Raw genomic sequence first — 12564 nt, 5'->3', positions numbered from 1 at the left:
ATCCTGAAACAGGCAGTCTTCGCTCGGTCGAACCAATTAGTTAGATTATCGCGCTTCTTATTTCTAAACGCATGCATTAACACTTCTGCGACTACTCTATCTGATTTTTAACGCCAGCACAACCTATTTTTAGGTATAAGAAAAACGGCATTCCCACTCAGGAAATGCCGTTAATTTTTTAAAGATATTTTGCATCAAATTCCGGATCTTGACTGGTCAAAATCTTAGGACCGTCTTCCGTAATGGCAATCACGTGTTCGTACTGAGCGGACCATGAACCGTCCAACGTCGTCACTGTCCAGCCGTCTTCTTCAGACGTTTCAACTTCCCACGTTCCCATGTTAACCATCGGTTCGATGGTGATAGTCATGCCCGGCTTCAAGCGCAACCCGTGGCCAGCTTCACCATAGTGGAACACACTTGGATCTTCGTGCATCGTGGGTTGAATACCGTGGCCAACATAGTCGCGAACATTGCCGAAGCCATTTTCGTCTTCGACATACGCATTAATCGCAGCCCCAACATCGCCCAAACGATTACCAACTTGCGCTTGCTCGATACCGATGTACATGGCCCGCTTGGCAACGTCCATCAATCGTTGCACTTCTGGTGACACTTCACCAACTGCATACGTCCAAGCTGAATCTGAATAATAACCATTCAGATCAACGACTGTATCTACAGTGACAATATCACCTTCTTTTAAGAATAATTGCTTGCGGGGAAATGCGTGCGCGACTTCATTATTAACTGAAACGGTCGTGGCGTATTCATAGCCTTCAAAGCCAATCTGCGCCGCGCGACCACCGTGACTTTCAATATAATCACGGCTGAATGTTTCAATTTCCCAAGTTGAAATGCCCGGCTTAATAATATCGCGTAGTCCTTGATGCATACCGGCAATAATCGCACCAGATTGGCGCATGCCTTCGATTTCACGAGGTGACTTTAATGTAATCATGCATAATCTCTTTTCTAATCTATAGTCATTTCATTGTAACTGTTTTTCCGTACTAAATGTGCATCATATTAAAAAATCTCGCATGAACGCCATTAAAATTCAGCCTTCATGCGAGAGATTAAAATCATTTTTATCCAACAACCGTTGCCAATTGCATCGTCAAGAATTGGTCAATCCACGCCTTATCCAACAACAAATTTGTGTCGTTGGCTGACATTAGAAAGACCTGCAAGTAACCACGAACCAATTCGTCATCAGCCAACGCTGCCAACTTTGGCAAACGTTCTGACAATTCAGGGTTCGCCAAAATCATTGCTTCATTGGTCCGTGCAACACGTGGAATGTTCGTCCGGATAGCGCCCGCAATCTTTGTCACTGCAGCATCGTCAATTTGAATGGTAATTCCCATGGTTATAGCCTCTTTTCACTAACTTATATTCGCATTATACGGTAAGTTAGTTCGCAAGCGGGAAATAAAGGGCTAGTTTTGTGTCTGTGTCGCTAGTGTTGGCACCCCAATGGCGGCAATCTCAGCATCTGAAATGTCACCCCCATACAAGTTACCCGTTTCTTTATGTTGCAACCCCAATGAACGTCGTAGCACGTTGGTTGCCCGTTGCTCTTCGTCGCGCGAAACAACTTCGGTTGAACCAGAGGTTAAGTTATACCCGGTACCACGGATGTAATCTGACTTAATTGTTTTCGTCGCTGACAGGTAATGTGTCCCAATCGTCGTCATATCGCCAAATGTCAAATCAGTTTTAACCGATTTTGACAAGGAATTCATAAAGCCATTCGTGAGCAAGCGAGCCGGATTCTTTTTTGCCTTTTGCACAACCGCTTCTAAGACCATGCGTTGACGTTGTTGGCGTCCGTAGTCACCCTGCGGATCGTCATAACGCATCCGTGAAAAGGCCAACGCCGTCTTACCGTCCATCGTGTGGTACTTAACAGTTTCGCCATCCTGACCGCTGAAGGAATAGTTCGTCGTCCCCGCCGTAAAGTTGAACGTATACCCTGGGGTATCGTGAGCCGTGTATGGATTATAACCAAAGGTCAGTGGGGATTTCACTTTCACCCCACCGATTTCATCAACTACCTTTTCAAGGCCGCCCATGTTAACTAAGGCATAATAATCAATCGGCACATTCAGCCAATTTTGTACGGTTTCAATCGCCGTTTTGGCTGAACCCAATTCGTAGGCTGCATTGATTTTTTGTGGGAAGGTACTTTCATAGCCCGGAATGGCCATCAATGCATCACGGGGAATTGACATGATTGTTGTTTCAGACTTAGTTGGATTAACCGTGACAATCATCATCGAATCTGTCCGGCCTTTATCATTACGACCAAGTTCACCTGTATCTGTCCCCAACATCAAAATTGAAATTGGCTTACCGGCTTTGACGGTTTCCGATACATCCCGGGCTTTCTTCATATGCGTTCCTGCATACGTCTGATCGACCACGGTCTTAGCACGCCATGTCATCGCGGCCGCGCCACCACCAACGACCACCAAACCAACCAAGGCGGCAACCCCAATGATACGACCCCAGCGTGGTTTGCGTTGGCGGGTCGTTCGTGATTCTTGCTTCTGCTCTGTCATGAATTTGCTCCTTAATTCTTTTTCAGGAGATAGCATAACGAACAGTTGTATCTAACTTGTATCACACCAACTAAACCGGCATTAGTAATAAGTTTGATTGCGAATGTGTCAAACGATAATCAATCGTTTGACTATACATCTGGCTAATCTCACCATCTGCTAAGTAAGTCGTATGCTTAACTGGGAGCTTAATATTTCGTTGCCAATTTTGTAAGACCTGTTGCTCATCAATTGCAACGTGCTGGCCGATCCATTGAAAACTAACAATCAACTGATTATTCGGTACATATTCAAACTCAATATCATTATCAGCATCAGTTGCTGTGACAGCAAAGGCCGTTACCACCTGACCATTTTCAGAATGATAGACCCGCTTCTCAACGGATTTTACCTTAATTGTTGGCAACGCAGTCCCCGTCACCTGCTGCGTAATTCCCGCAACGTTAATCCCACCCGCTTCAAGGACATCGCTTTTGAATTTAATGGCACTTGGATAATCTAAAATAACCGCTAACGTTTGGGCATTGGTCAGTTTACTATTTTTTGCATTTGGCAACGTGTAATCAACTTCATGTGATAACCGTTTCGTATAGTGAGTGTCCTGCCAGGCAACAAACCATTGCAATCCACTGACCACACCAGCAAATATCAACATCGACAGGATGATCACTAATAAATTTTGCTTTTGCTTCATAATTTAATGGCCGCTCGCGGTATCTGAATGATGACCGTTGCGCCTGCTCCTTCACTGTTATTCTGTAATGTGATTTGCCAATTTAGGGCTTCGCTAATGCGCTGTACAATTGATAGCCCCAACCCAAGATGGTCATCTGATCCTGTTTGACTTCCCGTGACGAATGGGGCAAACACATCGCCTAATTTTTCGGTTGCAATCCCATGCCCATTGTCCTGAATTTGCATTTCTAACCCAGCTGGCGTCAGCGACTCACTGACGACAATGCGTCCATCAACATCTGGCAACGCCTTAATGGCATTATCCAACACGTTCACGAGCATTTCGGCAAATAAACTCATATCAGTGTTGAGTTGATACGATTGCGGCGTCTCATAACGAAAGTCCACTGGTTGCGTGACTTGTTGCCGGATGCCGACAATAATGTCCGTCACCTTGGCGTGCACCTCATCGCTTGATGCCCAAGCCGTATCCAACGTCACGTGATCATATTGAATAAGCTGGCTAATCCGACTACCAAACTCCTTTAATCGGGTACTTTCTTCAACGATATAACGCACCGCTTCTGCCTTGGTGGTCTCATCAACGGTTGGTTCCGCAATCAATTCGGCATACCCTAAGATAATCGTCAGTGGCGTATTAATTTCATGTGTCAAATGACTAGCAAATTCTTTTTGAAAAGCCGCATTATGCCGTTCCGTAGCCACCATCGCCTGAATTTGCTGGGCCATCTGATTGAAATCAATCATCAACTCAGTTAGCTCATCATGTCGCACTGGCTGTAGTGGCTGGTACGCCATTGGTTCTTCCTGAAAAGCCCGACTTGCGCCACGTAACTTATGCACCGGTACCAGAATCTGTTTCGTCAACACATAAACCACACCGGCTGCAATAATAAAAATCACGAGTAGATTGACCTGAACATCATGTAACAAGCGCTTCTGAGCCACATAAACCGTATGCAAGTTAGTAAACGAGCTAATGTAATAGGTCTTACGTAATAAGCGGACCTTAATCGTCGCCACAACGATTTTTTCTTTACCTTGCAACAAGTACTGTACTTGCTGGTTATTCGACGTGGTGACCTTGATCTGCTTGGCCGTATTGGTCGCAACATCTTCATGATAAATTAGGTCACGGTGCTGGTTCCAAATCAAAACATTATCTTGTGTAGCACCGACAAACTTGACCACTTGATCCTGCTTGATTCCCTTAACTTGCTGATAGTCTAGTTGTTGAACCTGGCGCGCCGTTAATTTATTCAGCATGGTGGTACTGTTCTCTTTTTCTTGCAAGCCACTCTGAAAACTCCGGTGCAACACCAGCACGCTGTTAATCGCTAATGAGGCAACGATAATCACAATGAATGATAAAAATAATTTAACTGATATTTTCATCGCGCAACCATCCGATACCCAACTTTAAATACCGTGACAATATCATCGGCCAGCTGTAACTTTTTGCGAAGTCGTTGCACATGTAAATCGACCGTGCGTGTGTCATTCGCGTCATCTGCGAAGTCCCACAACGCTTGGTAAAGTGCATCACGGGTCAAATTAACCCCTTGGTTACGGATAAAGTACACCAATAGTTCGAATTCCTTATGAGTCAAGTCGATGATTTGTTCACCATGCTGCACGGTTTGCTGGGGAACATTGACCGTTAACTCACCATAATGCAAAATCTCATCCGTTTGACCATCTGTTCGTCGTAATACGGTTTCAACTCGTGCCTTTAGCACTTCCAAATGGAACGGTTTCGTAATATAGTCATCCGCGCCTAATTGCAGGCCTTGCACAACATCATCGACCTCGGTCTTTGCTGTCAAGAAAATGACTGGTACCTGTGCATCGATGACATATGGCAAAACATCATAACCGCTCATTTTAGGTAAGGTAATATCTAGTAACACTAAATCAATTTTGTCGGCAGCTAATATCGCGACCGCTTCCTCACCGGTATACGCCTGACGAATATCATACAGAGATTGCAGACTCATTTTCACCAATTGATTAATGCGGACACTATCATCCACGATCAGCAACGTACGTTTCATATTCATCACCTACTTTTCATCACTTACCGTCAGTCTATCATAAGTAAAATTTGTATCTGACTTGTATCTTCGAAAAGATTTGCTTTTCATTTAATTTTGGCGCGGTAGAATAAGGACAAAAGGGAGGTATTAATGATGACAACACAAACTGCAACCTTTGCTGGGGGATGTTTCTGGTGCATGGTCGAACCATTTGAAACCATGGCCGGTATTGAAAAGGTGCGTTCTGGCTATACTGGCGGTTTCGTGGCAAATCCTACGTATGAACAAGTTGCCGCTCACCAAACCGGCCACACCGAAGCCGTCAAAGTTTGGTTTGATGATCAACAAGTGTCGTACCAAGACCTGGTTGATCTCTACTGGCAACTAGCCGACCCAACTGATGCGATGGGCCAATTTGCCGACCGTGGTGACTCATACCGGCCCGTTATTTTTGTTGCCGATGAGCAACAACGCCAAGTGGCCGAAGCTTCCAAGCAGGCATTAGCCACATCAGGCCGTTTTACTGACCCAATTGTGACAAGCATTGAAGATGCAAAACCTTTCTACGACGCCGAAGAAGAACACCAACAGTTCTATAAGAAGAACCCCTTACGCGAATACATGATGATGATGCCTCGTAAGGCCTACCAGAAGAAATATTGGTCAGATAGGACATAATGTAAAAGAGCGACAAGGCAGCCTTGTCGCTCTTTTACATTAATACGTGTGCACTGGAATCTTACGCAAGCGCACCGTCTGATTTTCTGTGTCTGCATCAAACATGCATACCGTATCGCCAAGTGCCAATTCGTACACACTCTGATACTTCAGAATGTGACCATTCACCGTAATTGTTCCCTTAGTGAAGTTGCCAACTGTTAAATGCACGGTCATGCCTGGCAAAATATCTTTCATGATTAATCCCCCTTCAAGTTGTCATGACAACAAGTTATCCTACCGATAGTTTAACATAAAAGCGCTTTCATTACCGTTTAGACATAACCCTATTTCGTTGCATATTCCAAAAATAGGGTTATGATAGATATTAATGAAAGCGCTTACTATAAATAAGTTGAACTATCGGCACTTTCAACTTTGGGGGTAATACACATGACAAAGCGAATTGTTTTAGTAGATGCTGCTGGCATGTCAATTTCAATGCTAGCCAACAAGATGAACGAAGCCGCTCAAGCAGAAAATCTAGACGTGACCACGATTGGCGTTTCTGATAGCGCCGCCCGTGACCAAATCGCCACAGATCAACCAATTGTAATTATGATTGCACCACAAGTGAAGTACATGCACCAACGCTATGAAGCTGACTATGGTAAGGATTACCCTGTTGTCGACATCAACATGATGGATTACGGCATGATGCGTGGCGCAAATATTTTGCACGCGGCACTAGACGCTGAACGGGCCTAACCGGAACCACAATGATCTTTTATCACATGAAAAAGGGCGTAAGTGCTTCGACTAAAAACCGAAGCACTTACGCCCTTTTCAATACTTATTGATGATTATCAGAAATACCACCGTCAGCAGTCAGATGACGCAGCTGATTAGGCGTTTTCCCATACAGTTCTTTAAAACACTTCATTGCTAATTTAACGTTATTGGCACCGTGTCGCGCAAAAATCGTCTTAATCGGCTGATTGGTCCCCAGAACATCTTGGTAAATCGCGTCCAGACGGACCTGGTAAATGTAACTAACAAACGTAACGCCTACTCGTCGCTTAAAAATGCGACTGAGATAGTCTGGATTGTAGTGAAACCGTTCAGCAACTTCGCGTAACGAAATTTTTGTTTGATATTGTTTATGAATATACATGAGTACTGCCTTCAAACGGTCATCTTCAGTTAAATCCGTTGGCGTCAATTCAACAGCATAATTCATGATTAATTCGTAAAGCAATTGCATCAACACACTACCAAAGCGCAGGCGATAACCGGCCTGCTTTTGGATGTAAATCTGAGTCATCTGCTGTAACATGCCAACAATTTTATTATACGTGTCGTCATGCAAACTATGATGTTGCCACAAATCAAATCGCAACAACTCACTATTTTCCCAATATTGATTGAGATAGTAGATAGGCACCTGCAGAACAAGTGCTTGATTCGCCAAATTAGTCGTGGCATGCAAAATCCCCGATCCAATTACCACGAATTCGTTTTCATGTAACGTAATATCATGCTGTTCATATCGAAACGTCACTTCACCAGTTAAAACCAATACAATTTCAATATGCGTATGCTAATGCAGCGGCTTAAAGCCCAGTGGTTCTTCGGATAAAAAAACGCGGACTCCGACATCTGAGTTAACAGCAAATATTTCGTGCTGTTTGACTTCCTGATTCATTCATTCTCTCCCCATAATCTTACTCAACCGCCCCCGACTGGTTGAAATAAAAGTATAGGTCTAGTTTAGCCGATTTTCCGCCACAAAGGCAAACTCATAAAGTCGTAATTTTCTGTCATCCAACGACCGTTTTCAGTTACCTCAACGACGCGACCATCCAAGATGTGCTCCCACTTACCAGCTGGCAAGTAATAATCAGCATCCCCTTCTTCCGTCATGACCGGTGCCACCAAAACATCGCTACCAAGCATATATTGCCGATCTAGCGTTGCCGTATTTTGATCTTCAGGAAACTCCAAATACATTGGTCGCATCAACGGAATACCCGCTTCAACTGATTCCTTAGCTTGGCCGTAAATATATGGCATCATGTCCAACTTCAATTGTGTGAACTTACGCGTTACGTCAACGGCTTCTTCGTCAAACAACCAAGGCACTCGGTACTCAATGTTACCGTGGTAACGTGAGTGACTTGAAAGCAAGCCAAATTGTGTCCAGCGCTTGTAGATTGCTGGGCTCGCATTCTCTTCGAAACCACCAATATCGTGACTCCAGAATGTGTAACCTGATGACATCAAGCTCAAACCACCACGTAGACTATCGGCCATTGAGTGGAATTGGCTCAAGTTGTCACCACCCCAGTGAACTGGGTATTGTTGACCACCAACCGTACCAGAACGTGCAAAGACAACCGCTTCATCTTCGCCCTTTTCTTGTTGCAACAACTCAAACACAGCGTCGTTGTAACGGTGCGTGTAGTAGTTGTGCTCACCTTCAGGGTTGCCGCCATTAAAGAAGACAGCGTCGTGCATTGGAATTCGCTCACCAAAGTCCGTCTTGAAGCAATCAACACCCATGTCCAACAAATTCTTCAACAAGCCTTGGTACCAAGCACGGGCTTCTGGGTTCGTAAAGTCAACCACGGCATTACCTGGTTGCCACAAATCCCATTGCCAAACACTACCATCAGTGTGTTTGATGAAGTAACCCTTTTCCTTACCAATCTTGAAGAGTGGTGACTTTTGCGAGATGTATGGGTTGATCCAAACGCAGACCTTCAAGCCCTTGTCGTGCAAACGCTGCAACAAACCAACTGGATCTGGGAATTGTTCCTTATCCCATTCCATGTTTGACCACTCGAAGCCCTTCATCCAGAAGCAATCGAAGTGGAATACCGAGACCGGAATATCACGCTCGAACATGCCGTCGATAAAACTCATCACCGTTTCTTCTGAGTAGTCCGTTGTAAATGACGTTGATAGCCACAAGCCGAATGTCCATTCTGGTGGCAAAACAGAACCACCAGTCAACTTGTTGTACTTTGAAATCACTGACTTTGGTGAGTCACCCGCAATTACGTAGTATTCCAATGACTCGCCGCGCGTTGAGAAGCTGACGCGATCAACCACTTCGCTACCAACTTCAAAACTCGTCGGTTGGCTTTCGTTAACAAAGACGCCATAGTAAACGCCAGCCTTACCCGTCATGTAGAACGGAATTGACTTGTAGCTCTGCTCTGAACCAGTTCCACCATCCATATTAATGGTGTCAATGCTTTGACCGTTCTTGACGAAGGCCCCAAAACGCTCACCGAATCCGTAAACATTCGTCCCTGGCAATAGGCTCAATTGCTCACGCATAAAGTGGTCAGTTGCTGTAACTGATCCTTGTGGACCCAAGTTTTGCGCACCAGTAACCGTGTTGGCGTGCATCACTTGACCCAATTGCTTACCTGACAGATCATCGATTGACGCTTGCGCCTTATATTCAGAACCCGTAATGCGCTTACCCTTGTAGTTGAAATCAATATTGAACTTGTCGTGCATTGAGACAGCCAATTGCAAATCACCACTCGTCAACGTTGCAACAGAATCTGCAATTTCGATTGCCGGCGTCACGTTGTTGTTTTGCAACTCGTATAGTGGATTCTTATCATCACGATCAAAATGCTTCAACTCAACACCGATAACATCTTCAGCTGGTGAGAACACCGTCATCGTCGTTGCACCGACATCCAACATGTCACTGCGAGAGTTGATCCGGTGGTAAGCTGAGTAAACACGCAAGGCATCACTCGCGTAGTTGTCGTCATCCTTCTCCACGACCATTGCGTCGAAGGCCTCCAATGGTGAGTTAACAATATACTCATCACGATTTAGCCAGTATCCATTAGTAAACTTCATGTTTTTATTCCCCGTTTAATTATGTTTGAAATACCTATCTGCTTAAGCTTCAGTTTCTGCAACCGCAGCAGCTTCACGTTCGTGCTTAGCCGTCAAATCGGCGACCATTTGTGGCTCAAGTTTGTCGATGTTGTTGAACAACAAGGCGATTGCTGAGGCAGCATACCCGATAAATGGAATCCAGATGAATCCCATCCGAATTGCATCCAATGCTGATGCAGTCTGCGTACCGTCAGCTGAAGCAGCGTAACCACCAGCTGCCAGAACGGCGGCTAAGACCATACCACCGATTCCCATTCCCAACTTGGCTGAGAATGAACTAAATGATGTCACGAACCCTTCGGCACGCACATCGTTCTTCCACTCACCGAAGTCAACGGCGTCTGACAACATAACGGCGATTAGCGCGCCCGTCAAACCGTAACTGATGAAGTACAAGATAATACCCGTCAAGATAATCGCCACGTTTCCATTCATGATGTCCGCCAGGTAAAGCACCAATTGTGACAAGGCCGTGCCGACCATTCCAAGCAACATTGTGTTTCGCTTTCCCAAACGACGGGCAACGAACGGCACCATTGCTGTTGAGGCCAATGTGATAACCGTTCCGGCCAAGACCAAACTTCCCAACGCTTCGTTATGCAAAACGTACTTGAAGTAGTAAGGCAATGAACTTGAACGAACCGCAAAGCCACCCCAGTAGATAAAGTTGATGAAAATGATGATGACCCATGGGTAGTTACCCTTCAAGGCCTTCACTGATTCACGCATTGGAATTGAACGGTTAGAGTCCTTCGTGACCACACGCTCACGAGTGCCGGCGAAGGCAACCAACAAGCAGGCAGCCGTGATAACACCCAAGATAACGGCCCAGATGAACCAACCAGTTGCTGACGTTGAAGGATCCTTAGCGCCTTTATCGAAGATACCTGCGATAAGTCCAACTGCCGGCAATGTCAATGGCAAGAAAATGGCAGCGCCCATATTACCGAAGAATTGACGTACCGTTGACAGTGTCACACGTTCTTGTGGATTTGAAGTCAACGCTGGCAAGATTGATGTCACGGGGATGTTGATACCTGAGTACAAAATCTTAGCACCAATGTAGGCGATATAAATCCAAACCACCTTACCCGTTTCTGATAGTGGTGGCGCCGTAAAGGCCATCACACAGAAGATGGCAAATGGAATGGCAAACCACAACCAGTATGGTCGTGACTTTCCCCACTTCGTATGCGTTCGATCGATGAACTGTCCCCAAATCACCCCATCAATTGAATCAATAATTGCTGTAATCGCGAAAAGTCCTGTAACGGCTGCCGCAGCAACTCCTAAAGTATCCGTACAGAAAACCAAGAAGTACGTTCCAACGATTTGAAAAATTGTGTTACACCCAAAGTCCGACATGGCGTAGGCGACTCGTTCGCCCCACCCCACTTGATTCGGCATTTTGTTATCCATGACGATGTCCCTCCATTTTGCATGGTTAATACCTGATTATTTCTCTGCAATGCAAGCGTTTACATTACTACGTTTTTGATTATGGCAACTTCCATGTCCACGTACAAGCTGTCTGCAGCCCAAGGTCGTATTTAACCAGTTAAAAAGTCAAAATCGCCCCCTATTATGGGGTCAACCACAATATTGACACATTCGCCAAAAAGCAAAAAACAAGGCTGGGGCAGAAATCTCTGTCTCAGCCTCAAAAGCCACCAATCTCCCGATTTAAAATCGGAGGATTGGTGGCTTTTAAACGTATTCCGAAAGGCTCACTCTCTGTTACTTAACTATTTTTCAGCGCCGTCGCGGTTAGACCGAAATTGTTCTTCAGCCCTCGATTCAAGGCCTGCGTCGATGGAAAACCAACGGCCGTCGCGGTAAATGTCGCCCCTTTATGATGTACCGTCAATAATTGATAGGCATGCATCGACCGCACCTTATTGACATACTGCATGACTGAATAACCGGTTTGCTTCTTAAAACACCGATCAAAATATGCCGTACTCAGATGTACCCGATCTGCCAGCAATTCCAAACTCAATTCTGACGCGTACATCCGTTGGACATACGCTATCGTGTCTGCCACGTTATCGGTTACCGTATGTTTGTTTTCAATGCCGAAATGACTGGCCATCACCGACAGTATTTGTAAGATGACCCCGATTAATTCATCATCACGAAACTCATGATTCGTTTTCGTGATTTGCCACACCGATAACATCAAATCGGCTAATTTTGCTTTCGCCTGTTGTTGCTCCGCCGACATGAAAATTGATGGTTTCAAGATAAATCGGATATTACCAAGACGTGGACCAAATTTCTCAATAAACTGGCGGGATATCAGCAATAATAAGCTTTTTGTATCGCGGCTTGCCCGATGAACACCATGCACCTCAAATGGATTAACCACCACAAAATCGCCGGCTGCCATCTGTTCAGTCTCCCCGTCAATAACATATTCACGATTGCCCCCGGTAATCGTATAGTTAATCTCTAATTCTTCGTGCCAATGTTCCGGAATATCTAATGGCACCCGTTCATCCGCCCGATCAACATAATCGAAGCGAACTGTATTATCCGCCCACTCAACACTGACATTTTCATATTCGTACATAATCGTCCCCCAAAAATCACACGAACCTCTGCTAAGTTGACTATATCAGATTTAGTAAGCGCTTACAAATTAGCTATAAAAAAGAGTACCCGATTTCATAACCGGA

General features: G+C 45.0%; 13 protein-coding genes. 2 read left to right on the top strand and 11 right to left on the bottom strand.

The annotated features are described in order from the left end of the window. Window positions 1-178: 178 nt before the first annotated feature. The 6 genes from map to ACJ28U_RS04940 all read right to left on the bottom strand — a co-directional run bounded on the left by map (window position 179) and on the right by ACJ28U_RS04940 (window position 5317). The gene (map, locus tag ACJ28U_RS04965) at window positions 179-961 is read right to left on the bottom strand and encodes a type I methionyl aminopeptidase (RefSeq protein WP_043708058.1); all 783 of its coding nucleotides are present in this window, start codon (window positions 959-961) and stop codon (window positions 179-181) included. Window positions 962-1091: 130 nt separating this feature from the next. Beyond that, the gene (locus ACJ28U_RS04960) at window positions 1092-1370 is read right to left on the bottom strand and encodes a hypothetical protein (protein WP_010375127.1); all 279 of its coding nucleotides are present in this window, start codon (window positions 1368-1370) and stop codon (window positions 1092-1094) included. Between the two features lie 72 nt (window positions 1371-1442). Then, window positions 1443-2567, bottom strand: a complete 1125-nt coding sequence (locus tag ACJ28U_RS04955; RefSeq protein WP_407618581.1) for an LCP family protein — start codon at window positions 2565-2567, stop codon at window positions 1443-1445. A 70-nt stretch (window positions 2568-2637) separates the two neighbouring features. Then, window positions 2638-3261 (bottom strand): hypothetical protein, encoded by a 624-nt coding sequence (locus ACJ28U_RS04950; RefSeq protein ID WP_407618580.1) that lies wholly within the window; start codon window positions 3259-3261, stop codon window positions 2638-2640. Further along, on the bottom strand, window positions 3258-4658 hold the full coding sequence (locus tag ACJ28U_RS04945) for an ATP-binding protein (RefSeq protein WP_407618579.1): 1401 nt from the start codon (window positions 4656-4658) through the stop codon (window positions 3258-3260). Before ACJ28U_RS04945 ends, ACJ28U_RS04950 begins: the two co-directional genes overlap by 4 nt. Continuing rightward, a complete protein-coding gene (locus ACJ28U_RS04940) occupies window positions 4655-5317 on the bottom strand; it encodes a response regulator transcription factor (RefSeq protein WP_407618578.1) in 663 nt (220 codons plus the stop codon). Before ACJ28U_RS04940 ends, ACJ28U_RS04945 begins: the two co-directional genes overlap by 4 nt. A gap of 135 nt (window positions 5318-5452) precedes the next feature. On the opposite strand from ACJ28U_RS04940, the gene msrA reads away from it, so the two are divergent. After that, window positions 5453-5977 carry a peptide-methionine (S)-S-oxide reductase MsrA gene (msrA, locus tag ACJ28U_RS04935; protein ID WP_099088656.1) on the top strand — a complete coding sequence of 175 codons (525 nt, stop codon included), beginning with the start codon at window positions 5453-5455 and terminating at the stop codon, window positions 5975-5977. A 39-nt stretch (window positions 5978-6016) separates the two neighbouring features. On the opposite strand, the gene ACJ28U_RS04930 is transcribed toward msrA, so the two are convergent. Next, the gene (locus tag ACJ28U_RS04930) at window positions 6017-6214 is read right to left on the bottom strand and encodes a hypothetical protein (RefSeq protein WP_010375137.1); all 198 of its coding nucleotides are present in this window, start codon (window positions 6212-6214) and stop codon (window positions 6017-6019) included. Window positions 6215-6409: 195 nt separating this feature from the next. On the opposite strand from ACJ28U_RS04930, the gene ACJ28U_RS04925 reads away from it, so the two are divergent. Next, window positions 6410-6724 (top strand): PTS sugar transporter subunit IIB, encoded by a 315-nt coding sequence (locus ACJ28U_RS04925; RefSeq protein ID WP_099088655.1) that lies wholly within the window; start codon window positions 6410-6412, stop codon window positions 6722-6724. Window positions 6725-6809: 85 nt separating this feature from the next. Here ACJ28U_RS04925 and ACJ28U_RS04920 read toward each other — a convergent pair whose 3' ends face one another. The 4 genes from ACJ28U_RS04920 to ACJ28U_RS04905 form a co-directional block, all read right to left on the bottom strand. Then, on the bottom strand, window positions 6810-7535 hold the full coding sequence (locus ACJ28U_RS04920) for an AraC family transcriptional regulator (protein WP_407618577.1): 726 nt from the start codon (window positions 7533-7535) through the stop codon (window positions 6810-6812). A 191-nt stretch (window positions 7536-7726) separates the two neighbouring features. Further along, the gene (gene yicI, locus ACJ28U_RS04915; RefSeq protein ID WP_407618576.1) at window positions 7727-9844 is read right to left on the bottom strand and encodes an alpha-xylosidase; all 2118 of its coding nucleotides are present in this window, start codon (window positions 9842-9844) and stop codon (window positions 7727-7729) included. 42 nt (window positions 9845-9886) lie between these two features. Next, complete coding sequence (locus tag ACJ28U_RS04910; protein ID WP_407618575.1) at window positions 9887-11305, bottom strand: glycoside-pentoside-hexuronide (GPH):cation symporter; 1419 nt, start codon at window positions 11303-11305, stop codon at window positions 9887-9889. Between the two features lie 322 nt (window positions 11306-11627). Then, window positions 11628-12458, bottom strand: a complete 831-nt coding sequence (locus ACJ28U_RS04905) for an AraC family transcriptional regulator (RefSeq protein WP_010375146.1) — start codon at window positions 12456-12458, stop codon at window positions 11628-11630. Window positions 12459-12564 lie beyond the last annotated feature (106 nt).

It is taken from the genome of Weissella sp. MSCH1, assembly GCF_045799135.1.
In the GTDB taxonomy this organism is placed as follows: Bacteria; Bacillota; Bacilli; order Lactobacillales; family Lactobacillaceae; genus Weissella.
Note: the sequence above shows the minus strand (reverse complement) of the source record. Positions and strands in the feature narration are given on the sequence as shown.